Annotated in this window: 25 protein-coding genes; 15 read left to right on the plus strand and 10 right to left on the minus strand. The window is 34.3% G+C overall.

Annotation, left to right across the window (positions count from 1 at the left end):
- Positions 1–124 precede the first annotated feature (124 nt).
- The 4 genes from ACVCXO_RS12645 (at position 125) to ACVCXO_RS12660 (ending at position 5,242) form a co-directional block, all read left to right on the plus strand.
- Positions 125–316 carry a cold-shock protein gene (locus ACVCXO_RS12645; protein WP_452229953.1) on the plus strand — a complete coding sequence of 64 codons (192 nt, stop codon included), beginning with the start codon at positions 125–127 and terminating at the stop codon, positions 314–316.
- Positions 317–435: 119 nt separating this feature from the next.
- Complete coding sequence (locus ACVCXO_RS12650; protein WP_452229954.1) at positions 436–1,971, plus strand: SDR family NAD(P)-dependent oxidoreductase; 1,536 nt, start codon at positions 436–438, stop codon at positions 1,969–1,971.
- A 206-nt stretch (positions 1,972–2,177) separates the two neighbouring features.
- Entirely contained in the window at positions 2,178–2,369 is a 192-nt protein-coding gene (locus ACVCXO_RS12655; protein WP_028282170.1) for a cold-shock protein, read from the plus strand.
- A gap of 446 nt (positions 2,370–2,815) precedes the next feature.
- Positions 2,816–5,242 (plus strand): GDSL-type esterase/lipase family protein, encoded by a 2,427-nt coding sequence (locus ACVCXO_RS12660; protein ID WP_452229955.1) that lies wholly within the window; start codon positions 2,816–2,818, stop codon positions 5,240–5,242.
- 41 nt (positions 5,243–5,283) lie between these two features.
- Here ACVCXO_RS12660 and ACVCXO_RS12665 read toward each other — a convergent pair whose 3' ends face one another.
- From ACVCXO_RS12665 to ACVCXO_RS12685, 5 genes are all read right to left on the minus strand, one after another.
- Entirely contained in the window at positions 5,284–6,186 is a 903-nt protein-coding gene (locus tag ACVCXO_RS12665; protein ID WP_452229956.1) for an EamA family transporter, read from the minus strand.
- Between the two features lie 158 nt (positions 6,187–6,344).
- Positions 6,345–6,875, minus strand: a complete 531-nt coding sequence (locus ACVCXO_RS12670; protein WP_452229957.1) for a hypothetical protein — start codon at positions 6,873–6,875, stop codon at positions 6,345–6,347.
- A 197-nt stretch (positions 6,876–7,072) separates the two neighbouring features.
- On the minus strand, positions 7,073–8,830 hold the full coding sequence (locus ACVCXO_RS12675) for a hypothetical protein (protein WP_452229958.1): 1,758 nt from the start codon (positions 8,828–8,830) through the stop codon (positions 7,073–7,075).
- 309 nt (positions 8,831–9,139) lie between these two features.
- A complete protein-coding gene (locus ACVCXO_RS12680) occupies positions 9,140–9,592 on the minus strand; it encodes a TlpA family protein disulfide reductase (RefSeq protein ID WP_452229959.1) in 453 nt (150 codons plus the stop codon).
- Positions 9,593–10,237, minus strand: coding sequence for a thiamine phosphate synthase (locus tag ACVCXO_RS12685; protein WP_452229960.1), 645 nt, complete (start codon positions 10,235–10,237; stop codon positions 9,593–9,595).
- A gap of 245 nt (positions 10,238–10,482) precedes the next feature.
- Here ACVCXO_RS12685 and ACVCXO_RS12690 point away from each other — a divergent pair, with 245 nt between their 5' ends.
- The 3 genes from ACVCXO_RS12690 to ACVCXO_RS12700 all read left to right on the plus strand — a co-directional run bounded on the left by ACVCXO_RS12690 (position 10,483) and on the right by ACVCXO_RS12700 (position 12,519).
- Positions 10,483–11,487 (plus strand): LLM class flavin-dependent oxidoreductase, encoded by a 1,005-nt coding sequence (locus ACVCXO_RS12690; RefSeq protein WP_452229961.1) that lies wholly within the window; start codon positions 10,483–10,485, stop codon positions 11,485–11,487.
- Positions 11,488–11,604: 117 nt separating this feature from the next.
- Positions 11,605–11,907: an HPF/RaiA family ribosome-associated protein gene (locus ACVCXO_RS12695; RefSeq protein ID WP_452229962.1), complete on the plus strand. Its 303-nt coding sequence runs from the start codon at positions 11,605–11,607 to the stop codon at positions 11,905–11,907.
- 102 nt (positions 11,908–12,009) lie between these two features.
- Entirely contained in the window at positions 12,010–12,519 is a 510-nt protein-coding gene (locus ACVCXO_RS12700; RefSeq protein WP_452229963.1) for a redoxin domain-containing protein, read from the plus strand.
- A gap of 157 nt (positions 12,520–12,676) precedes the next feature.
- Here ACVCXO_RS12700 and ACVCXO_RS12705 read toward each other — a convergent pair whose 3' ends face one another.
- Positions 12,677–13,264, minus strand: a complete 588-nt coding sequence (locus tag ACVCXO_RS12705; protein WP_452229964.1) for a thiamine phosphate synthase — start codon at positions 13,262–13,264, stop codon at positions 12,677–12,679.
- 328 nt (positions 13,265–13,592) lie between these two features.
- Here ACVCXO_RS12705 and ACVCXO_RS12710 point away from each other — a divergent pair, with 328 nt between their 5' ends.
- The 7 genes from ACVCXO_RS12710 (at position 13,593) to ACVCXO_RS12740 (ending at position 20,301) form a co-directional block, all read left to right on the plus strand.
- Positions 13,593–14,159 carry a porin family protein gene (locus ACVCXO_RS12710; RefSeq protein ID WP_452229965.1) on the plus strand — a complete coding sequence of 189 codons (567 nt, stop codon included), beginning with the start codon at positions 13,593–13,595 and terminating at the stop codon, positions 14,157–14,159.
- Between the two features lie 200 nt (positions 14,160–14,359).
- Positions 14,360–16,327, plus strand: coding sequence for a LodA/GoxA family CTQ-dependent oxidase (locus ACVCXO_RS12715; protein WP_452229966.1), 1,968 nt, complete (start codon positions 14,360–14,362; stop codon positions 16,325–16,327).
- Positions 16,314–17,423 (plus strand): NAD(P)/FAD-dependent oxidoreductase, encoded by a 1,110-nt coding sequence (locus tag ACVCXO_RS12720; RefSeq protein WP_452229967.1) that lies wholly within the window; start codon positions 16,314–16,316, stop codon positions 17,421–17,423. Before ACVCXO_RS12715 ends, ACVCXO_RS12720 begins: the two co-directional genes overlap by 14 nt.
- A gap of 40 nt (positions 17,424–17,463) precedes the next feature.
- Positions 17,464–18,063, plus strand: coding sequence for a Crp/Fnr family transcriptional regulator (locus tag ACVCXO_RS12725; protein WP_452229968.1), 600 nt, complete (start codon positions 17,464–17,466; stop codon positions 18,061–18,063).
- Between the two features lie 104 nt (positions 18,064–18,167).
- The gene (locus tag ACVCXO_RS12730) at positions 18,168–19,040 is read left to right on the plus strand and encodes a pirin family protein (protein ID WP_452229969.1); all 873 of its coding nucleotides are present in this window, start codon (positions 18,168–18,170) and stop codon (positions 19,038–19,040) included.
- 51 nt (positions 19,041–19,091) lie between these two features.
- Positions 19,092–19,409 carry a GNAT family N-acetyltransferase gene (locus tag ACVCXO_RS12735; protein WP_452229970.1) on the plus strand — a complete coding sequence of 106 codons (318 nt, stop codon included), beginning with the start codon at positions 19,092–19,094 and terminating at the stop codon, positions 19,407–19,409.
- A 4-nt stretch (positions 19,410–19,413) separates the two neighbouring features.
- Complete coding sequence (locus tag ACVCXO_RS12740) at positions 19,414–20,301, plus strand: pirin family protein (RefSeq protein ID WP_452229971.1); 888 nt, start codon at positions 19,414–19,416, stop codon at positions 20,299–20,301.
- Positions 20,302–20,347: 46 nt separating this feature from the next.
- Here ACVCXO_RS12740 and ACVCXO_RS12745 read toward each other — a convergent pair whose 3' ends face one another.
- Complete coding sequence (locus ACVCXO_RS12745; RefSeq protein WP_452229972.1) at positions 20,348–21,211, minus strand: outer membrane beta-barrel protein; 864 nt, start codon at positions 21,209–21,211, stop codon at positions 20,348–20,350.
- 244 nt (positions 21,212–21,455) lie between these two features.
- A complete protein-coding gene (locus tag ACVCXO_RS12750) occupies positions 21,456–22,346 on the minus strand; it encodes a DUF6268 family outer membrane beta-barrel protein (protein WP_452229973.1) in 891 nt (296 codons plus the stop codon).
- A 702-nt stretch (positions 22,347–23,048) separates the two neighbouring features.
- Here ACVCXO_RS12750 and ACVCXO_RS12755 point away from each other — a divergent pair.
- Positions 23,049–24,551: a GMC family oxidoreductase gene (locus tag ACVCXO_RS12755; protein ID WP_452229974.1), complete on the plus strand. Its 1,503-nt coding sequence runs from the start codon at positions 23,049–23,051 to the stop codon at positions 24,549–24,551.
- 167 nt (positions 24,552–24,718) lie between these two features.
- On the opposite strand, the gene ACVCXO_RS12760 is transcribed toward ACVCXO_RS12755, so the two are convergent.
- A complete protein-coding gene (locus ACVCXO_RS12760; RefSeq protein ID WP_452229975.1) occupies positions 24,719–25,135 on the minus strand; it encodes a heavy-metal-associated domain-containing protein in 417 nt (138 codons plus the stop codon).
- A 26-nt stretch (positions 25,136–25,161) separates the two neighbouring features.
- Entirely contained in the window at positions 25,162–25,317 is a 156-nt protein-coding gene (locus ACVCXO_RS12765; protein ID WP_452229976.1) for a hypothetical protein, read from the minus strand.
- Positions 25,318–25,343 lie beyond the last annotated feature (26 nt).

Here is a 25,343-nt window from a genome sequence, read left to right on the forward strand (position 1 = left end):
TTTAAAATTCTTTACCATTAAATCACAAGAAATTGAAAATTAGTTAATTAATTAGTTGCTTCTTAAAATTATTGGTACCATATTTGCAAAGTATTAAAATAATAATAAATTAAATTACATTACAATGAGTAAAGGAACAGTAAAATTTTTCAACGACACTAAAGGTTTTGGATTCATCACTGAAGAAGGAGTTGATAAAGACCACTTCGTACACATTTCTGGATTAATCGATGAGATTAGAGAAGGTGACCAAGTAGAATTTGACTTACAAGAAGGAAACAAAGGATTAAACGCAGTTAACGTAAAAGTTATCTAAGACATATACTTTAAGTTTTACAAAGGCCTATCCATTTATTTGGATAGGCTTTTTTAGTATACCATAGTTTAGGTTTCCAAAAGTGTCATTATCTTTGATGAAAAATAGAAGGAATTGGTATGAGTGAAAATAAATCGAATGTAGACGTAGCATCTTGTATTACAACATTAGAGACGCTATTAGAAAATACCAATTTACTTTTCGAACTACCCGAAGAACAACGCGTTGCACTCTATAAAGTCGCTGGCGAATTGTCTAGACCAAATCGGGATGAGTTTCAACGCAGACGTAAAGACGCTAAAAAAGCGGCAAAACGTAAAATGATTGCTAAAGATAAGCATGCTAGAAAAACAACAGGAATACGCTCTGCAAGAGAAGCTTCCTTATTTGTCGCTCCTAAATTATTAGCAGCCGCTGCAATCCCAGACAAACCTTTAGAATTAGAATCTCCAAGAAATTGCTACGTTTGTAAAACCGTTTTTACACAATTACATCATTTTTATGATACTATGTGTACCGAATGTGGCGATTTAAACTACGCGAAACGCTTTCAAACTACAGATTTAAAAGATCAAGTTGCGGTAATTACAGGATCTAGATTAAAAATAGGCTACCATATTACATTAATGTTATTGCGTTCTGGTGCAACTGTAGTTGCTACCACACGTTTCCCAGCAGATTCTGCCATCCGTTTTTCTAAAGAAGAAGATTATAAAGATTGGAGCGATCGTTTACATATTCACGGACTCGACTTAAGACATATACCAAGTGTAGAGATTTTCTGTAATTATATAGAGCAAAAATACAATCGCTTAGATATCTTAATTAATAATGCGGCACAAACGGTAAGAAGACCTTCTGGTTTTTACTTTCATTTAATGGAAAATGAAAAGCTTCCTATTAATAAACTTCCAGAATTGGCGCAAACGCTATTAAAAGATCATGAAAGTTGTTTAGAAGAATTGACGAGCCTAAGTGTTGGTCCTTCAAAAACCAATAAAAATAATGTCTTACCAGTAACTTGGCACGGACCAGAACCAGGAATTGGTTTACGAAACTCTGCAGAATTGTCTCAAATTCCGTACAGTTTTGATAACTCTTTACAAACCGCTGAAGTTTTTCCGGAAGGCGAATTAGATGCAGATTTACAACAAGTAGATTTAAGAAAAACCAACAGCTGGCGTTTAAAATTGGGTGAAATTGAAACCACAGAAATGGTAGAAGTACAGCTAGTAAATGCGGTTGCTCCTTTTGTTTTATGTAATCGTTTATCTAATGTAATGATGAAGGAAAACACAGGTAAGAAACACATTATCAATGTTTCAGCGATGGAAGGAAAGTTTCATAGATTTAAAAAAGTAGACAGACATCCACATACCAATATGGCGAAAGCAGCTTTAAATATGTTAACGCATACTTCGGCTTCTACCTTTGCTAAATCTGGTATTTATATGAATGCCGTAGATACCGGTTGGGTTACCGATGAGGATCCTGCAGCATTATCTAAAAAGAAAGTAGACGTACATGATTTTCAACCACCTTTAGATATTGTAGATGGAGCAGCACGTGTTATGGATCCGTTAATAGATGGAATTAATACCGGAAAACATTGGTCTGGAAAATTCTTGAAAGACTACTTTCCTATTGATTGGTAGTATCATTTTGTTGTTTCGAACGTATAGAATAATTTGTTTTTGAAGCCATTTCCTGCTTTTCACTATATCTTTTTTCTGAAAAAGAAAAAAGGATGCCGTTGCAATCAGGGCTAAACGTATTTGCTAAGTTTAAGGACCAATTATTTTTTGGCACCATATTTGCATTCTATTTAGTAATTATTAAAATTAAATATATTACAATTATTATGAGTAAAGGAACAGTAAAATTTTTCAACGACACCAAAGGATTCGGATTTATCACAGAAGAAGGAGTAGACAAAGATCATTTTGTACACATTTCAGGATTAATCGATGAGATTCGCGAAGGTGACGAAGTAGAATTTGATTTACAAGAAGGAAACAAAGGACTAAATGCAGTTAACGTAAAAGTTATCTAAGGCATATATACTTAAAGTTTTACAAAAGCCCATCCATTTATTTGGATGGGCTTTTTTTTTCTGTTCTTTTAAAAATCAATATCATTCAGAGCCCTGCGAAGAATCTGCAATCTTAGCTGCTGTAGGCTTTCATATTCGGAAGTAATTGGTTTTTTAGAAGTATTATCCAATAAAGCTATAGTTGCAAATGCAACAGGAATAGTACCTTCTAAAACTTTACCAATAATAGTTATTTCTTGATTTTGTGCAAGAATGGGAGTAGAACAAAAGACTGAACGAAAATACCTTTTGAGTAACCATATTATTCTATAAAAGAATACAGAAGAAATATATTGCTTTCATCTAGCTGTCAAATAATTAAGCACATTGATAATTATATCTAATCCGCTATTTATGTTTACTTAAAAAGCTGTATTTTTGCGGCACCCAAATTAAAACCTACAACTATGTCTACAAAACTACTTTTAAAATCCAAATCCCTTTTATTCTTTTTTTTATCCTGTTCGATGCATTTTTTGTCCGCACAAACCGAAACCATTTATATCGATTTTGGTAGTGCCATAAGTGGATATGAAAGTACTGCTTCTTGGAATAACATAACAAGTGACGGTTCTGGAAATGTGTATAATAACCTTCTAAATACAAATGCTTCGGATACTGGAATTAGTATCGCTATTACGGATGGTTTTGAAGGGATTAATTTATCTGGAACTTCTACTCCAAATAGTAGTTTAAATTATGAAGGAACAGCAACAAGAGATAGTTTTTTTGGTTCGGATGCTAGTGCTTCTACAAATAGTAGCACATTGCTTCTTAGTAATTTAGTAATCGATAAAACATATACAATCAGCATATTTGCTTCTCGTACCGGTGTTAGTGATAACCGAGAAACAGCATATACTATTGATGGAGAAGTCTCACAAACTATTTCTTTAGATCCTTCCAACAATACAGACAATGAAGCAACGATAACATTTAAATCGAAAGCAGATGGAACGGCAACAATAGAGGTGGCAAAAGGAATAAATAATAACAATAGTGCTGGCTATTTTTATTTAGGAATTATAAAACTAGTGTACCCTACAGATGCCCCAATTTATTCTGACAATGCTCTATTTGTAGATTTCGGAATTAATACAAACCAAACATCCGGTAATTGGAATAATCTAACCAATGCTTTATCTACAGGAAGTTTAGACAACTTAGTAAATAATGGCGGTGTTACTACAAATATAAACCTAGCGGTAACCGATGACTTCAACTTTATTAATGAAAATGGAACAACTACACCAGGACAAAGTTTAGGTTTCCCGAGTACGGCTACTGCAGATAGTTTTTTTGGTAATAATGTAGCATATCAAGATAAGACAGAACCAACGGGAGCTATAACGTATAGTAATTTTGATGCGAATACCGATTTATCTTTAACTATTTATTCTTCTAGAATGGAATATGTAGAAGTGGACAATAGAGAAACCATGTATACTATTGAAGGGCTTACCACCGAAATAGTATATTTAAATGCTATTAATAATATTAATAACTCGATCGCTACAACCTTAAAACCTAAAGCCGATGGTACTTTAACTATTACCGTTAATAAAGGACCTAATAACAATAACGCCTACGGTTTCTTCTATTTAGGAGCAATGGCAATAGAATATACACCAGATCCTACAATAACCTTAAATACACCAAATGGTGGCGAATTTTGGCAAGTAGGAAAAACAACTTCCATTTCTTGGAGTTCTGCTGGGCTAAGCGCAGCTGTTAATTTAGAATATTCTACAGATAGTGGTTTGAATTGGAATACTATGGGTACTGTACCATATACCACTAGTAGTTATGATTGGACGATTCCTAACACTGTTTCAGAAAACTGTTTAGTACGTGCAACATCTAATCTTATTACAGATACTAGCGATGCTGTATTTGAAATTTCTAATGATACAACCACTTGTAACATTGTGGTAATAGGCTCTTCAACTGCTGAAGGTACTGGCGCTTCTACACCAGAAAATTCTTGGGTTAGTTTATATGCCGAAGCTATTTATCAGAAAAATACAAAACTTAATGTGATAAACCTTGGAAAAGGAGGATACACAACCTATCACGTATTGCCTACAGGAACCAGCATACCAAGTGGCGTTAGCGTAACTATTGATACCAATAGGAATATTACCAAAGCACTTAGTTATAATCCCATAGCTATAATAGTCAATATGCCTTCTAATGATACTGCTGAAGGATATCCTGTAGCAGATCAACTGGCTAATTATAGTACAATCTATAATGAAGCAACGAATAGCACAGTACCAATGTGGATAGCTACTACGCAACCAAGAAATTTTTCAGCAGCAAAAATACAAGACCAAATAGATGTTAGGAATGCTTTGTTAACTACGTATGCTGCCAATGCTATTAATTTTTGGGAGGACATTGCAGATACCGACGGAACCATTTTAGATGGTTTAGATTTTGGTGATGGTACCCATGTAAATGATACTGGGCATGCACTTTTATTTGATAAAGTCTTTGCTACAAGTATTGCAGATTTAGAATGCGAAATGGACGACACATTAGACGCCGCTTCTTTTATGGAAACAGACTTTACAGTACATGCTTTTCCTAATCCGGTTAAAGATGAATTACATATTAGCTTTGATGCTTCTATAGATGGCACCTATACATTAGAGTTATTTGATGTTTTAGGAAAGGAAATTTTACAAAAATCGGCTAATTTTCATGTAGATAAAAACTTAGACACTTATAATTTAAGTGCTTTACATTCTCAAGTACTACTAGGAAGAATAATCTTTAAAAAACCAAATGGAGAAGTCTTGATAAAACAATTTAAACTTATTGTGGAATAGCTTACAAAGCCCATCCATTTATTTGGATGGGCTTTTCTTTTTTAATTAGAATACAGAATCAAAAATACACCAATGAGGATACCAACCAAAGGCACTAATTTCTTGCGCTTATTTTTCTCCTTGAACACAATACCACCAATAACTACAGCTATGATTAACTGACTTCTTTTAATAGCAGATAGTAGCATAATTAAAGCTTCCGGATCTTGTAATGCTTTAAAATAAAAGTAATCTGCTGCTACTAATAGAACACCTACAGCAATAATAGACCAACGAAATGTAAACGTTTTACGTTTTGCAGGATACGGAAACCAGGTAATGCTTAAGATAACGAGTAAAATAAGCATGGTATATAAGAAAAACCAAAATTGTAGCGTTTGCGGATTTAAACGTAAATCTTGAATTAAAAACTTATCATACAAACCACTACAAGCCCCTAAAAAGGTAGCAGCAATAATGGCGAAAATCCATTTGTTCCGTTTAAAATGAATGCCTTCTTTTTTACCAATTCTAGAATATAATATTACCGAGAATATAATGGTGAAAAAACCAAGCCATTGGTAGATATTAGGACTCTCTTTATAAATTAAAATAGCACCAATAAAAGTGAAAAATGGAGCAGCAGAACGTATTGGTGTAACAATAGTTAAAGGTAAATGTTTTAAAGCCTGATATGCTAAAACCCACGAAGCAGCCATTATACCCGATTTTATAAAAATAAAGCCATGCGTTTGCCAAGAAATATTTTGAAAATGATAACCGTTTTCTTGTGCGTATTCTGGATAAAAAACAGATAATAAATAAAACACTGTTACAAATAAAAACCCACTAGAAACTGTACCTAAAAGCACCGGAAATACAGCATTACCTTGAACAGCATGTTTTTTACACAGATTGTGTAAACCTAAAAAAAGAGCGGCCAATAAGCCTAAATACATCCACATGCCGCGAATATAGTTTTTTAAGAGATTTTAGGATTAGAATAGTGAACCATTTTTTTTACCATTTTACTTTTTTATAATCCTAATTATCCTTTCCATAAAAAACCCTTAATAGTAGGAAACTATTAAGGGAGGAAAAACCATCGTTTTATAGGGATTATTTATAAGATATCATCCATAGGATTTATCTCAATTGCTTTGGTTTCATTTCCTTTTCTAAGCTGCATTTTATATAATACCTCGGTATCTTTATTATGTCTATAATTGTTATAACACCAGGTTTTTGCAACCATCCAACCTGCATATTTTTTGGCAACTTTTACACTAATATTATATGGAATACGAACATTTTTAAATATACCTTCCGATTGCAAAAGTGTTCCATCTTTAGCATAAATAGCATCTACATGGTTGTTGCCTTCGGTAAAATGTACACTATAAGTCGTATTTACATTTGCAGCATACACTGCCGCATTCTTTATGTTGTAATTAAAAACTTGTAGTTGTAGCTTTTTGGTTTTTGCAGATAAATAGGAGGTACCTATTATCTTTTCAGAAACCGAATTAAAATCCTTTTTTACATGTGTGCTTTCTAAAGTATGGTCTGTGGTTTCTGTGTAGGCAATGTCAGATTGGGAATACGTTACTTGTGCGAATCCTAGGAATAGGAAGGTAATAAACATTGTTTTCATGATGTTGTGTTTTAAAATGATTGAACTATTCTGATTTTGCTATTACAATAGTTTAGAGGAACTCATTAATAAACCTTTCGGCTAATGTAAAACATAATCAAGATAACCTGCTTATTTTTAGATAGACACATAATGAACAAGCAATAGACAACTAATAGACAATACTATTTTATGGTAAGAATTCAAGAAGGAAATGACTATAATTGCTGGATGAAATCGTCTAGATGCACATCATCTGCAAGTTTCATTTTTTTACGAAGACGGTAGCGGCTAGTATTTAAAGATGCAATCGCAATATTTTGAAGAGTTGCAATATTTCTACTGTCCATTTTTAATCGAATAAGAGAACACAAACGTATTTCATTTTTAGTTAAATTAGGAAATAACTCTGATAAATGCGTATAAAAAGCATCATTAAGCTTATCTAAACGTTCATAGAAAACGATACTATCCTTATCAAACTGCACTTTATTTTTAATTTCTTCTTCCAGTTTTTCTAAGATTGTAGTATGCTCTTCCGAAGTAGCTTTTTTCAGCATTTTAATTTTATCCGCCAACATTTCTGCCCATTCTTGATTTTGGGTTAAGCTTAGCGCAAAATCGGATAAATCGCGTTGTTTCGATTTAATTTCCGAATGTAGCTGTTCCACTTTCAATGCTGCATTTTCTAATTCATGTTCTGCTAAAAGTTGTTTGTTTTTAGAATTTAAAAGGTGTTGTCTTCTTCCTAAATAAAGTACGATAAGCAAAATAATGAGTACCGCACTAATCAGTGAAATAATCCACAACTTTGCACTTTGATCTTTAATCTTGTTTTCTTTTTCTATGCGCTCTATTTCAAAATTTAATGCAACTCTGTCTAAAGTAACTGCATTTAATTCATCTTTCCATTGGTTATCTTGTTTAGAAGCTACAGTCGCTAAACTGTCGGAAAAAGCAGTAGAATATTTAAGGGTAGTAAACGCTAGTGGCAGATTATTGGTCGCCTTATAAAAGTTTTCTTTTGCATGAAGATATTCCAGTTTAGAATCTGGAAGTAATTCCTTTTGTTTTTTTGCATCATTTACAATAGAATCCAATTCTGAAAAAATAATTTTTGCATCCTTTATATCATTTAATGCTAAATTGGTTTGTACTAACTGTGCACCAGCACTTATAAGTCTTGGTATGTCTCTAGATCCTATTTTTTCTATATGTTTTGTTTTGTACAATACAAAGTTTGCTGCATACATCTCTTTTGCTTCCGCATATCTATGTTGGTCCATATAGATGTCTGCAATATTATCTCTAATGCTTCCATTTAGCGAATGCTCTGGAAATTGTTTTTGTGTAATAGCGTAGGCTTTATTAAAATAGATTAAAGCAGAATCTAGTTCTTTGGTATTCCAATAAAAAAACAAACCATAGTTATTAATTGCAGAAGGATTAGAAATAGTACGAAGTGTATTGGTAAATCGAATATTCTTTATATGCTGTTTAGAAGCACTATCTAATTGGTTTAAGTTTGCATAATTCTCTGCCATTATACTATTTGCAAAACTAATCATTTTCTTATCCTTACGAACTTCCTCTGGAGTAAACTCCATTTTATGGGCTTCATAATATTCAAAAAAAGAAGTGTACGATGCTATGGATTGCGTAAATAAACCTATTTCATGAAACCAATTACCAGAATGTAAATATGCATCCATAACAAATGCATGTTTATCTTTAATAAACGGTAAGCAGTCTAAACGCTGAAACTGTTGCGATAGATAGGTTTCCAATTGATGCACAGAAAAGGACGTTCGTCGGTAGGTTTTAAAATTATCTTCTGGAAAAGAGATGGCCATAGTGGCACTTAATTTCTCATATTTTTGGTACGCTGCATCACTAGTTAACGCTTCTTGAGAAAGCATTAGCAAGGGATAACCACAAAGTAATAAAATGATAAATAAACGACGTAGACTTTTCAAAGCGATTAATTTATTTTTTTAAAAGTTTTACTTAGTCAAATGTAAACAATATTAAATAGCTATAATGTAGCAGGTTAGAAATAAAAGGAAATGCATTTTAAGTGTAATTTGGAAATAAATTAAGTGCATTTCTTCAGTTTTAAGGAAATGCGAAAAACCACAAAGAGGCAGTATTCCGTGCTTGTACCTTTATGTAGAATAATGGAGGAAGGAAACCTAAAAAAAAATTAATTTCTCTTTTTAATTGCCATCCTATGACAACCAATATACTTCCTGAAAAAACTTGTAATTCGCATGTATATTTTAGAACTATTCTTGCTCCTTACCCTTTTCCACTAAACTCTCCAGCGCATAATACAATCTATTCTTCGCATTATCTTGCGACCCAAAAATAGAACGAAATAGTTCTCCTTTTTCTGTGATTAGTAACCATTGTGGTGTGCCTTCCGATTCAAATTGGTCGTACACTTTATGACCTCCATCGATATAAATTGGAAACGGATTTTCACCACTAGTAAAAATGCTTTTAATATTTGCTTTGTTGCCTTCTCTATTTACAAAATCGGCATGAATACCTGCTACTTGAATGGTTGGATATTTCTGTTGAAAGTCGTAAGCCAAAGGTATAGCGCGACCTGTACATCCCAAACAATCGTTATTATAGATAATAAGTAGCAACACTTTATTTTTATAGATTTCCATTAAATCTACTGGAATACCATCCAAATCTTTTACGACTATCGATTGTATTAAATCATTCATTTATTCAAAGGTATGACGTTGTTCTTGGGTAGAAGATGCGTTTAATAATTGGTTAAAGGTTTTTATAGCATCAAAATCTTGGGTAATAGCTTCAGAAACAGCAATTCCAGAAATTTCCGTTTTTAATATATCTACAACATCTGCTGTGGTGATGCCTCCAAAACCAATAATTGGAATAGGCGTTTTTAAGATATCTGTAATTGCAGTAAATCCTTTTATTCCTAAAACAGGACCTAAATGAGCGTTGGTTGTTGTTTCTCTAAAAGGACCTAAAACAATATAGTCGATAGATGCATCTAATAGTTTTTCACAATCTGCTAAAGTATTTGCCGCACCACCAATACTTTGCCAAGCGTATAAATGTTTTCTAACTACAGTAGGCGAGACGTCTGTTTTTTCTAAATACACACCATCCGCTTTAATTTCTTTTGCCACTTTATAATAACCGCTTATTACTAATCTCGTTTGAAAAACAGATGTAATTTTAATCGCTTCTTTAGCAACTTTTAAGAGCTTTTTTTCGGAAGTATTTTCCATACCAAGTTGCACTAATTCGGCTCCAGAAGTACATGCTTTTTGTATGTTTTCTAAAATTTCTTTTGATGAATTTCCTGCTGCTATATAATGTAATTTTGGTATAATCATATCTTTGTTTCTTATGGTGTACTGCATTCAAAAAATGGAATGCGCTGCAAAAATACGACTATTATAAGAATCCAAGTACAGAATAGCCTTTGGAAATGGAAGCATTTATTTTTCAGTATAAAAAGTATAGAAACCGATCTTTTAGTATTCCTTGTAATAGGATTAAAAACATACGGAATGATGTAATTTTGTCTAAGATAAAACGACTATATTAAACTTAATACTACAATTGATTATAAGCATTTATGAAAACCAATACAACATCTTATTCTATATTAGACCTTGCTTTAGTTTCTAAAGGTCATACGCTAAAAGAAACTTATACTAATGTCCTTGAACTAGCACAGCATGCTGAAACCTTTGGTTACAAACGCTATTGGCTAGCAGAACATCATAATTCGGCGAATATTGCGAGTAGTGCGACTTCTATTTTAATTGGCTATGTTGCACAAGGCACAAGTACCATTCGTGTTGGTTCTGGAGGTGTTATGTTACCTAATCATTCGCCGTTAATCATTGCAGAACAGTTTGGTACTCTAGGATCCATATACCCAAATCGAATTGATTTAGGATTAGGGAGAGCTCCAGGAACAGATAGAGAAACAGCGCAAGCCATACGATCTGATTTTATGCAAGCGGCACATTCTTTTCCAAACGAATTAGAAAAAATACAAACCTACTTTTCGGTAGAAAATGCGACTGCTAAAGTACGGGCTACAGTTGCTGAAGGCGTAGATGTTCCTGTTTACATTTTAGGCTCAAGTACAGATAGTGCGCATTTAGCAGCTAAAAAAGGTTTGCCTTATGCTTTCGCTAGTCACTTTGCTACAACGCATTTATGGGAAGCTTTGAAGATTTATCGCAAAGAGTTTCAGCCTTCCGAAGTACTACAAAAACCATATGTAATGGTTGGAGTGAATATTATCATTGCAGATACCGACGAAGAAGCTCAAAATCTAGCAACCTCTTTAATCCGAATGATTGTAGGTATATTTACTGGAAAACGGGATGCGGTGCAACCACCAACACCAATGACAGCCGACTTAAAACAAGTGATGCAGAATCCGCAAGTACACCAAATGCTTAAGTATTCTTTTATTGGTAGTAAAGCCACTGTAAAAGCACAAGTAAAAGAGTTTATGGAACAAACGGATGCCGACGAATTAATAGCAGTTACCAATATTTATGATATAAAAGATAGAATACGATCTTACGAATTGTTTGCCGAAATTATGAAGGAGTTACAATAAAAGACACCGATAGTATTTGGCATATGCGTTCATATAGATAGCGTTTACGACAATGTTAGTGACTAATTATAATTAATTTTACCATAGAAGGATAATTAATTAAAAATGAAGAAGACTATGACTATACATTTTGAATATCACGACGTAGAAGCAAATAAAGAAATAGAGGCATTTGCAATCGAAAAATTAGAAAGCTTATTTAATAAGTATTCCATGATTATAAGAGCGGATGTTTTTTTTAAAACAGAAAATACGACCTCAGATCAAACGGGTAAGATTTGCAATATTCGCTTAAGTGTTTTTGGCCCTAGATTATTTGCAGAAGCTAGTCACGATAATTTTAGGAGTTCCATTTCAGAATCTATAAATGATTTAGGGAAACAATTAGCAAAGAAAAAAGAAAAAATGTCGAATTTTTAAAAACACATAAACAGCTATATATCAGTAATGTTAAATAGTGTTAACAGTACCTTTAAATGAATCCGGATAATTACATTTATTCACAAAATAAAATATTTTAAAATGATAAAACCACAAGAAAAAGCACCAGCACTAAAGATTTCATTAGTAAATGATACGACATGGAGTTTACAGGAACAAAAACCAGAGAACTTTACATTAATTGTTTTCTTTAGAGGGAAACATTGTCCGGTTTGTAAAATGCAATTAGAAGAATTACAAGCCAAAATTAACGATTTTACAGAAAGAGGAGTAAACGTAATCGCCATTAGTACCAACACCAAAAATCTTGCAGAAGAAACCTATAAAGAATGGAATATTCCAAATATACCTTTAGGTTACGGTTTTTCTATAGAGGAAGCCAGAAAATGGGGCTTATTTATATCTAAGGGTATTAGTGAAAAAGAACCAGAACATTTTAGTGAACCTGGATTATTTTTAATCCATAAAGACGGCACTGTATATTGGGAATCTATACAATCTATGCCATTTGGACGTCCGCAATTTAAAGATGTCTTAAACGGAATCGATTATATTTTAAAACAAGGCTATCCTGCTAGAGGTGAAGCATAATAGCCATTGCTATTTGTAGTTTTTCTAGAAATGTTTTTCACAGAATAACTTTCTGGAAATTACTAAAATTTAAATATATAAAGAGCAATTTTATAGGATACGAATTATTACGAAGCGATAATTTTGTCTTATAAAATTGCTTTATTTTTATTCCTAATTATTGAAAATGTTCTTTCATTTTTTTGAAAACAGTAATGGGTGTATCACTGTTCCAAATACCACCTAAAACACCAACACCTTTAAAGCCTAATGTTTTAAATGCGTCTAAATTATCTGCAGTAACGCCTCCCATTCCTATAATGGTTTTATCTATCGCATGCACATCAAAACCACGGCCAGCATAATCTCTTTTGGAAATGGAAGCAAACACCGGACTTAACAAATGGTAATCAAATTCAAAATAGCAATCTGCTACGTCTTGTGGTTCATGAAAAGAAGAGCTTATTGTTTTTCCAAACATATTTAGCCCTTTAAAATACTGACCTGGATTATCGATATGCGCAATTCTTTCTTGTTCTTGAAAATGAATTCCTTTTAAATTATAGTCGTTAATTAACCTATGGTGATAATGTACTACAATTCGGTTATGATATTGTTGGTCTATTTTATTTAAATAATCACAATGTGCTTGATAATCCTTATCCGGTTTTCTAAAATGATAGCAGGTTAAACCTTCTTGAAATAATTGATTAAGAATTTCTATTTCATTAGGTATATCCTTTTCTGGTGCAATTACAACGATCATAGTCTTACTCTTTTTTCTATCTTATTTTTTCAAAGATAGTTCCCTTTCGTGATATGTATTGCTTTATCCTTTTAATATTTTTCTAACGGAAAGTAAAAAGGAAGACAAAATACTTCTTATTTATATTTTATGAAATCGGAAGAATTTTAAGAAACTACAAATATATTTTGCGTAGATAAATCAATGCGCCAAAGCAATTAACCAACTAGAAATCAGCACTTTTTAACACGCTGTTAAAGTTGGTTAAAAACGTTAAATCTATGATAAAAAGGAAAATAGAAGGAGTTATTTTTTTTTCATTTGTTAGGAACAATAAAAACTTTCAATCATGAAAAAACTATTACTTATTACCGTGATTTCCGTTATCGGATTTACAAAAGCACATGCCCAAGACATGGAATTCGGTGCGAAACTTGCCATTAATTACGCGAACCTTTACGGCGATTATGATGGAGATGATAGCGGCGTAACAAGCCTAATTAATTTTGGAGTTATGGCTGAAATGCACATCAATGAAAAATTCTCCTTTCAACCAGAAATCATGTATTCTATGCAAGGATATAGTACTGGAAATGGCAAGGACGACCTAGTGAATTTAAATTATTTGAATGTCCCTTTAATGGGAAAATACTACATCACCAAAGGTTTTAGTGTCGAAGCTGGTCCGCAAATAGGATTTTTACTTTCTGCAAAAAATGATGGCGATGATGTGAAAAGCAGTTTTAAAGGATTAGATCTTGGAGTGAACTTCGGATTGGGGTATAAACTAGAAAACGGTTTAAATTTTGGCGCTCGTTATAACTTAGGAGTATCTAATATCAATGATGTCGATGGTTCTACTGGCAAATTCAGAAATGGTGTAGCACAAGTATCTATTGGCTATTTCTTCTTATAAAGCAGAATAGCTTTACACTTTTATACCTAACAAAAATGGTTCTCATGGCAACATGTAGAACCTTTTTTTATAGGATATATCAATTTGTTTTCTATTTAATAGTCACAATAACAGTATTTTACTCCAAAATTCAGGTATAAATACGGATTGTAGACCTCGTTTTATTTGTAGAACTTTACATAGAATCCATACCCTGTATTATGAAAACATCAGAAATAAGTTACGTTAGTATTTATCCACCTATCGGAATTTCCAGAATAGGAAACTCTCCGGAACACTTTTTAGCAGCAGAACAACCAGGAATATCTACCGTTCCAAAAGGAGGTTTCAAAGATGCATTAGGTCGTATTAAAAAGGAAGTAGCACGTTTTAGAATTTATGCTTTTGATGCCAATGGGAAACCGATACAAGAACTTACAGCAAATGAAGCTACCATTACTTGGCGAGCAGAAGTTGCCAATGTAAAACCTGCTTGGTATGATTTTAGGAATGCTATGGATTTGGGTACCTATTCTAAATCCGCAAAACCAAGAAATAACGATGTACAAGGAGCAGATCGAGAAAAACTAGCAATAAAACCTAGTTCCAAATCTATTTGTGGTAAAAATATAAAAGAGGGCAAGCACAACTTTGATGATGGATCGTTTTACGGAACACCAGTAAAGTTAGGACATTTAGAAACCGATACTGCTGGTCGTTTATTATTCTTCGCTGGAAACGGCGATGCCCAATCCCATGATAATCTACCTATTACCACTTTTGCAAATAATGATGGTTGGCATGATGATACTTGCGATGGTGTTATTCGAGCAACCGTTACTATAAATGGTGTAGACTATGAAGCTACACCTGCAATGATTGCCGTGACACCACCAAATTTCGGACAAGGATTATATGGTGTGGTAACGATGAATGATGTGGTTCAAAATTTATTCATTACGCAAATGGGCTATCCAAATCCTTCCCAAAATGGTGTAGAATTCTACAGAGATATTTACCCAATATTAGAACGTATGAGTCAAACACAATGGGTGAATCAAGGTTTTAATATGCTGTTCGGACATAATTCACCTTCCGATTTTTCAAACCCCGATTTGGTTGCGGTATTAGCAAATCCGAGTGAAACCTCCAAATCTGCAAGAGATCGCGTATTCGAATGGTTTAGAGATCCGAACTCAAAAACTTGGGCACCAGCAAAAGTACCTCCATTTTATGGCGATGGTTTTGGAGATTATGAAAAAATAGCATTAGACGATTTACCAATTACCGTAACGCAATATCAGCGTTTACAACAATGGATGCTGGGTAATTTCAAATCAGGAACTCCTAAAGCATTTGTTCCTTTTGAAAAACTATCGCTTTCCGAACAAATAAACGCATTAAAACAAGCACCTTTAGAAGATTGCTTGGGCGGACCTTTTCATCCAGGAATAGAACTTACTTGGACTATGCGAATTATTCATATGTGGAAAGAACCATATCGTTTGCGTGTACTTCCGGAAGGAGAAGCCATACATTTAGATTATGGTCCCATTTTAACACCAGAAGTTGCCACTGCTGCTAACGGTCCGTTTTATACAAACGGTCCAGGATCTTTAACCCGGTGGATGGGTGTACCATGGCAAACCGATGAAGCAAGTTGCCTTTCTGGATATACTGTTTCTACCTATTTACCATTACCATCTTTCTGGGCTGCACGAGTACCTAATCAGGTGTTAGCAGAAGATGGCTATTTGCGTATGCAAGCAGGGAATGTAGGCGTTGCACAACGTTTAAAACATTTAGATTATCGCCAAGATTGGCTACGAGATATTGAAGCTGATCATTTAAAACGACTCACCAATATGGTTGATGAATGGCATGAACTAGGTATCATCACCAAACAGGATAAACCGATCCCCAATAATACCGAAGGTTTTCTTCCCGAAGTTTCTTGGGTAGAAATGGGACGAAATTTTAGCGCGGAAGATCCGGATCCAACCTTTGCGCAAGTCGTATATGCCGAAGGAGATAAAGACAGTGTAGTAGATCCGCATTTAAAAGCAGATGTAGGCGTAACGCTTATGGTTGAAAACTTAGAACATGCACAGAAAAAAGTTGCAGAATTACGTAAAGATGCACCTAAAACGAATAGAAAAAGAAGAACATTAGATCGTGGCGAACGTTAAAAACACATACGATGTTATTATTATAGGCGGAGGACCTGCCGGAATTGCTACAGCATTAACGCTTGGTGCAAGAGGGATTTCGCATGTTATTGTCGAGGCTAATTTAGTCCCCACACGAAAGTTAGGAGAAGCAATTCCGCCAAACGCAAAACCCTTATTAAAAAAATTAGGTATTCAACATTTGGTAGAAGCAAAGGAACATCAACCTTATTATGGTAATAAAAGTTGTTGGGGAAATTCGGCATTAGAATTAAAAGAATTTATCGCAGGTATTTATGGCCATGGCTATTTATTGGATCGATTGCGCTTTGAAGAACAACTACGAATGCACGTTATAAACCAAGGAAGTTCCTTTATGGCCGGTTATAAGTTTCGGAAAGTAGAACGAACCAATATAGGAGTTGAAGTAAGTATTCAAAATGAAAATGAAACACAAGTCCTTTCTGCAAAATACGTTGTGGATGCCACAGGAAGAAAAGCATCCGTTTGTCAGCAATTAGGAATTAAAAAACAGCAATTAGATAACCAGTTTGCAATGGTTTTTAAAGCAACTTTGGAAGCTCCAATGCCACATCAAATTCTAGTAGAAGCTACAGAAAATGGTTGGTGGTACGTTGCGCCACAAAAGGATAACGAGATTATACTTTTATTTTTTACAGATCGTGATTTCTTGCCAGAAAAGAAAAACACTATTGCTTTTACAGAAGCGGAACTCAAGAATACAGCGCATATTTCTAAGTTATTAGCTTTTGCCGTGCTGGATCTAGAGCACTTAAAAATAATGCCTGCAGGAACAAGTAAACTAGCTAAAACCTTTGGGGATTGTTGGATGGCAGTAGGAGATGCCGCATATACATTTGATCCTATTTCTTCTTACGGAATTACCTCTGCGTTAGCATCTGGTTATTATGCTGGACATGCGCTTGCTAGTGTTTTTGCTAATAAAGAAGATGCCTTGCTAGCTTATACTTATGTGCTTGAAAATGCTTTTCAAGGCTATATGGAAAAACTAGAAGCGCAATATGCTTTAGAAAACCGTTGGAAAGAAAGTGCTTTCTGGAAAAAAAGAAGAACAGCAATGTCTATTAATACGTAAAATAGGAATTCTTAGATTCTAATTATTTACCTTTATATCTATGATGAAGGTACCCAATTTTAAAAAACATATTATAGAAAAATGCGGATTATCGGAAAGCGAATTCACGCAAATAGCACCTTTTATTAAAACAAAGAAAGTTTCTAAAAACGATTTCCTTTTACAGCAAGGTGAAATCTGTTCCCATTCCTTTTTTGTAGAACAAGGCGTATTGCGTTTTTATGCTTTAAATGAAGAAGGCAAAGAAAGCATTCTACAATTCGCATCCGAAAACTGGATTGTTAGCGATCGCGGAAGCGTCTTCTTCCAAGAACCTTCTACATACTATATCGATGCCATTGAAGATACGCTAACCGTAATGTTAGACGAAGATTTTGTGAATCGTGTAGCGAAAATAAATCCGGATTTCAGAAAACAAAACGAAAACTTACTACAAAACCATATTCGGCATTTGTACAAACGCATCAGTTTGTTATTAGGAGCTTCTGCAAGAATACGCTATTTGGAATTTGTCGGAATGTATCCAGATATGTTACTTCGTGTACCACAATGGATGATTGCTTCCTATTTAGGGATTACTCCAGAAAGTTTAAGTCGTGTGCGTAAAGCTTTAGCAGCAGAAAACTTTTCACGTAAGTGATAACAAAACAGTTATAATTTCTAAAAAGGCACTTCTTATCATAGGTCAATGCAGAACTTTTAGATTTCCTGTAATTTTACAGTAATCAAATAAAAGTACACATTATGAAAACTAAAAATATAGAAAAAGTAACCAGACCAGGAACACCACATTTTGTGGGTGACGGATTTAGAGTACACAATTTTATTCCGGGAACATCGACCATGCAACGTATGGATCCATTTATTATGTTGGATTATAATTCCAAATTCAACTTCCCAGCAACCGATAAACCAAAAGGCGTTGGCGTACATCCGCATAGAGGTTTTGAAACCGTAACTATTGCATATAAAGGTCGTGTGCAGCATAATGATAGTTCTGGTGGAGGTGGAATCATTGGGGAAGGCGATGTACAATGGATGACTGCAGCTTCAGGTGTTTTACATAAAGAATTTCATGAAACCGAATGGAGCAAAACAGGAGGGGAATTTCAAATGGTACAATTGTGGGTAAATCTTCCTGCTAAAGACAAAATGAGCACACCAAAATACCAAGCAATTTCTAATTCAGAAATAACTAAAGTAGCTTTACCAGATGCTGCCGGAGAAGTAGAAGTAATTGCAGGAGAGTTTCAAGGAAATAAAGGTGCGGCATCTACCTTTTCACCAATTAATATGTTTAATGTGAAATTGAAAAAAGGAGGGAAGACGCAATTGTCTTTTCCAGAACATTATACTACAAGTATTTTAATGGTAGAAGGCGCTGCAAAAGTGAATGAAATTGTGGATGCACCACAAGATCACTTTGTAATGTTTAAAAACGATGGAGAAACCTTTAGCATCGAAGCAGTTGAAGATGCTGTAATATTGGTGTTAAGCGGCGAACCGATTAACGAGCCAATTGCTGCACACGGACCATTTGTTATGAATACCGAAGCAGAATTAATGGAAGCTTTTCAAGATTTCAATACTGGAAAATTCGGGTATTTAGAAGATTAATAAACCTTTAAAACAGTTCTTTTTTGGAGCTGTTTTTTATATATTTAAAAAATGAGAGAAGACTTTACAAACATACCGCTGTATAAAAACGAAGAAAAGAAACGTTTCGAAATAGAAATCGATAACAGCATTGCTTTTGTAACCTATAAAGAAACTGGTAACCAAATTGCATTATTGCATACCGAAGTAGAATCGGCTTTAAGCGGTCGCGGTATTGCAGGCGCTTTGGTAGAAAAAACCTTACAATATATAGAAGACCACAATAAAACCGTCTTGCCATATTGTTCTTATATATTGAGTTATATTCAAAAACATCCCGAAAAGAAGAAGCTTGTAGATCCTAGTTTTAAAGAGTATAATAAACTATAAAACCATGTCCAATACCAAACTAATAATTGAAGAACGCGCTGCCAACATTGGTAATTTTCTGGTGGGGAGATTGTTGCCTTTTCGACAGAAGCGTATGGTTGGTCCTTTTATATTTATCGATCACATGGGACCGGTTTGCATGGATGAAAAAGAAAATATGGATATTGCCATGCATCCACATATTGGTTTATCTACCTTAACCTTTTTATTTGAAGGTGCTATTATGCATCGCGATAGTTTGGGTACCGAAGTAGAAATCACCGCTGGAGCCGTAAATTGGATGACTGCAGGAAAAGGCGTTGTGCATACCGAGCGCACTCCCGAGCGTTTAAGAACTTCGGATAAAATGTTACATGGTTTACAAATTTGGGTCGCTTTACCGAAAGAAGAAGAGCAATGTGAACCATCGTTTACCCATGTTTCCGCCGAAGAAATCCCTAGTTGGGAAGTAAATGGGGTGCATTTTAAGTTAATAGCAGGAGCAGCTTTTGGCAAGAAATCTGCTGTTCCTGTGTACAGTCCGTTATACTTTTTGGAAATCCATTCCGCGGAAGCGAAAACCGTAAACATAGGCGAACATTTATTTGGAGAAAGCGCATTATATATTTTAGAAGGAAGTATCACGAGTGACGGCCATACCTACGGAACGAAGCAATTATTGGTAGCAAAAGACAGTACATTGTGCAGTTTTGAAATAGCAGCCAATACGACAATTTACATTTTTGGAGGCGATACTTTACCAGAAGAACGCTTTATAGAATGGAATTTTGTGGCTTCTAACAAAGCACTAATTGCACAAGCGAAAAAAGATTGGGAAGCCGGTAAATTTCCAAATGTTCCTAAAGAAACGGTGCGTATCCCATTACCGCCACCAAGACGTTTTGGCGGATAATGAAGTAAAATAGAGGATTTCTATTCGCTGTTAAGTTCTAAAAGCCTTATTCCTTTTTAGCCGATTTATTAAAGGTATAGGTGATACCAAAATTAATTCCGAAAGAAGAATACGGTACTTTTTGAGACAGTTTTTTAGACGCATCGGTATTGCTATTATCCAGATTATCTACGTAGGTAGTTTCTTTATTATAACCATCTGGTAAATTATCTAAAGAATAAAAACCAGCCACCGCAACGGTGCCATCTGGTAAAACAATATCGGTATTAAATTCGGAAAGCTCGGAATCTTTCCGTTTTAAGCTAATCCCGTAATATTCTGCTTCTACAAAAAGGCTTAAGTTGTTCTTCAAATCGTATTTATAACCAAGCGCAGCAATAAAACCTAAAGGAAATTGTCCGTGAAAATCTTCTTTATAATTAGTTTCCGAATACGAACCTAACGGCACACCAAAAGCATCTGCTTGATCTTGTGAAAACACGGTTTTATCATAGATCACCGCTTCTGTTTTACCACCTACTTTTATTAAGGCACCAAAACGACCGTAAATATTATTGGTAAATCGATAAACCATAGAAGCAGAAGCACCAAAAGCGCGCGCTCTAGCCACGGCATCGACTTCTCTATTTGGAAGATTCACTTTAGATACGGTTTGATCGGTACCATGCAAATAACCTAATCCTATTTCTGCACCAAAAGATTCCCCGAAGAAATACGTTCCTCGTAATTGAAAATTGGCACCTTCCCCGTAGCTACCATAGCTGTTTTCGGTTTCTAAGGAATTGATTTTTTCTCCTAATTTCATCTCGGCACTTCCTATGGCATAACCAGAACTCACCGAAACTTGAAATTGTGCAAATGATAAGCTACTTATAAATAAGGCCGTACATACTATAAATACTTGTTTCATGACTTTTTATTTGGTAGTATGAAGGTATGAAAAAGTAGGGGATTTTTAAAGCGTTTTCATGGTCTTTTTGATATATAGTTGATGGTGTAGATCAGATCAAGGTGCTTTGGGACACCACTAGAAAGCGAATGTGTCTTACTACCAATTGCTATGGAATTTGCTTAATACAATTAGACTAATGGGATTAGAACAGAGTTTTGATATAAGATTTTCATATCCAAGCAAACCGATAAAATATTACCAATTAAAGCTTAAACCGTATCCCAGTTCGTAAATACAGCGTATTCGAATTGTCTAGATCTATAATATCGTCTCTGTTTTTATCTCTTAAATGCACCGAATTACTCAAAATATAGGAAGTCCGTGCATAAAACTGTAAGTGTTTTGTGAAATGAAACTCGTATTGCAATCCGCTTAATATTAAAGACATGTTTACGCTTTCGGCCACCACGGCATCATTTACAAGCACACCACGTTGTAAGTTGGCTGTAAATCCGTCTAAATCTGCATAGGCTTTTAGGCGATGTTTTGCAGAAATATGATATTGTAGATTCGTTTTAGGAATCCCAACATTATACGACCATTTGGGATGAAATTTTCGGTAATAACTAATAAAAGGTAGTGGATAAGGAAAACCACGATTTCCTGAATAGGACGCGCCAATAATAAGTCGCCAAGGTTTCTTTACGTCTTCGCTTTCTTTTTTATTCTTTATAAATACCACCACTCCGGAAAGTATCACATCTTCAAAAGACAAACTGGTTGCCGATAAATTGGTGCTAAATCCAGGAGATAACCTTGCGCCTAGACGCCAATCGTTCTTTAATGGTGTGGTGTATCCTATATTAATATCCAAAGACTGAAAATCGCTAAGTTGCTCTTTATCAAAAGGACGATCATCTCCTTCCATTCTTAAATTAAAATTACTATAATCTAATCCTAAAAACAAGTACTCTTTTTCGTTTTTCAGTTTTATAGGCACGTTAAATAAGGCTCTAGATCTGGTATATTCTACATTCGAATTTCCTGCAGGAAGTATGGTGTAGTCTATTTTAGCTAAATCACCTAATTGGGAAAAACTATAGTTTGTAATACTTATAGCAATTAGAAAACACAAACATTTTACCTTTTTCATTTTTTTACGATACGATTTGTGGGGATGCTTTTTTAACGAAATGATATATAGGATTTTTTTAATGTTGCTTGATATTAAATTGATTTTGACGAATGGTTACCGCTCTAAAGGAAAATATCACCAAAGCGAAAAGTCCCATCCGTGCAAAAATAATTGCTAAAATCTAGATATACAAAAGTTTTGGTTAGATTCATTTAGTTAAAAGTAGGATTTAGTTCTTGATTATGTCGAGAAATGTTAAAATTATTTTCAAAACAAAACAAAATATTAGTAAAAAGGGGGTACAAAATATATGCAACCTTTCTATTTGCTAAAACATAGCAATACTATAAAGACTGCGCAGGAGCGAAGTAAAAACCATGTTTTCCCATTTCGTATACAAGAGCTATCTTTTGGAAGGGTTTTGTAGAATGGATGAGATTTCTAATAAATTATAGTTAATAATTTTCGTAGAATACTATAATTTAACAATGAAATACTGTTAAATTTATATAATTCGCATTATAATTAATTTAAAACGAACTATACTTAAACTTTTGCTGTAAATAATTGATAATTTTACAATAGAAATAAACAAAACTCTCTTTTTAGCTCCCTTTGTAATTGGCATGTCATTCTAGAAATTCATGTGGTATTACATGTATGCATTCAGGGAAAATTTTCTAAGAAAAAGAAACGAATATTAATTAAATTAAAGCAAATATGAAATATGATTTTATAATAGTTGGTGCAGGATCTGCGGGATGTGTATTGGCTAATCGACTATCTGAAGACCCGAATCATACTGTCTTATTATTAGAAGCAGGAAGTCCAGATAATGATCCCAATATTCATTCTCCATCGGGTTGGCCAGCTACTTGGCAAACCAAAAGAGATTGGGCATATATGACCATACCTCAAAAAAATGCTGGAAATACACCTCGTTATTGGCCTAGAGGAAAAACACTTGGTGGTAGTAGCAGTATTAATGGTATGATTTATATTAGAGGACACCACACCGATTACGATAATTGGGCGTATCAAGGATGCCAAGGTTGGGATTATGAAAGCGTGCTTCCTTATTTTAAAAAATCAGAAAATTTTGAAAAAGGAGCGAATAAATATCATGGGGATCAGGGACCACTGCATGTCACTCCTATAAAAAAACCAAGCCCGATATCGCATGTTGCTATTGCCGCATGTGAAGAATTAGGTTTTCCTAAAACAGACGATTTCAATGCTAACATTTGGGGTGCTGGTTTAAACGATTTAACCGTAACTCCAGAAGGAGAACGTTGTTCTACAGCAAAAGCTTTCTTAGTACCTATTTTGTCTCGCAAAAATTTAACTGTGGTTACCAATGCGCAAGCACAAAATTTAATTTTTGATGGTGAGACTTGTATTGGCGTTCGTTATAAAAAAGTAGACCAACTAATTACGGCACATAGCACAAAAGAAGTTATTGTATCTGCAGGGGCAATTGGTTCTCCACAGTTATTAATGCTTTCTGGTATAGGAAATGCCGAAGATTTAGAAAAACTAGGTATTGATATTGTGAAAAACCTTCCAGGTGTTGGACAAAATTTACATGATCACCTATTGACAAGTGTTATATTCGAAGCAAAACAGCAAATACCACCACCGCAAGCAAACCTTTTAGAAGCGCAGTTATTCTGGAAAAGTCGGCCAAATATGTTAGTTCCAGATTTACAACCACTTTTTATGGCATTACCGTATTACAGTCCTGGTTTTGAAGGTCCGGAAAATGCATTCACATTTTGCGCAGGTATCATTAGACCTGTAAGTAGAGGAGAAATAAAACTAAAGTCATCCAAACCTGATGACGAATTACATTTAGATCCAAATTATTTAGGAGAGCAAGCCGATGTAGATGCCATGTATGAAGCGGTTAAAATATGTCAGAAAATGGGTTACACGGAAGCAATGAAAGCATGGACAAAAGAAGAAGTGTATCCAGGTAAAGATAAAACCAAAGAAGAAGTTCTTGATTATATTAGAAAATCTTGCGCCACATACCATCATATGGTTGGTACTTGTAAGATGGGAATCGATAGTTTGGCAGTTGTTGATCCAGAACTAAAAGTACATGGAATAAAAGGATTACGAGTAGCAGATGCATCTATAATGCCAGCAATTACCTCTGGAAACACAAATGCTCCAGTGATTATGATTGGTGAGAAAGCTGCCGATATGATCTTGAATTAAAATTATATACCAAGCAAACAGTAGACGTTTCTTATAAAACTTCTTCTATTAAAGCCTTAACTAAAGAGAAAATAGGATTGGTATTCTTTCTATTATTAAAAAAAGCCTATTAAAAATACTTGTTTTTAATAGGCTTTTTTGGCTTTATGATTTGGATGTGAAAGGTTTTATTCTGTCGGAGCTCCAGATGAATTCATTTTCATTTCATGATCATATTTACAACAATCCGGTAAATTCTCATAGGCTTTTTCACTTCCTAGAACTTTATCGGTATCATAACCAGAAGCTGCAACGGCATTATGAATAGCCATGGCATCAGTTTTAGTATCATCAAAAGAAACATTCATTTTCTTTTTATCTACATCCCAAGTTGCTTTAGATACACCAGCAACAGCATTTGCAGCTTTTTCGATCGTACTTTTACACATGCCACAGTTTCCGCGTACACCAAAAGAAATATCGGCCATAGCCATTTCCTTGGATACTTCGGTAGTTGCTGTTTCTGTTTCCTGTTTGGTTTCGTTTTTACAACTTGTTAAACCCATTGTAGCTATTACAGCTAGACTTAAAACTATTTTCTTCATTGTTTAAAAATTTATGTATTTGTTATTTATTTAATTACTTGTAAAGCCCATACTATTAATAGAAATCCGACACCCGTTAAAGCTGGAGCTGGAATTTTCATTATAACACCAATACCAAGCATCGCTATTGCGGTTAAAGCAAGTAGAACGCTTATAATATTTAACTTCTTTATTCTAGTCATCCTATATTCGTTTTTAATGTTATTAT

It is taken from the genome of Lacinutrix sp. MEBiC02404 (assembly GCF_053601575.1).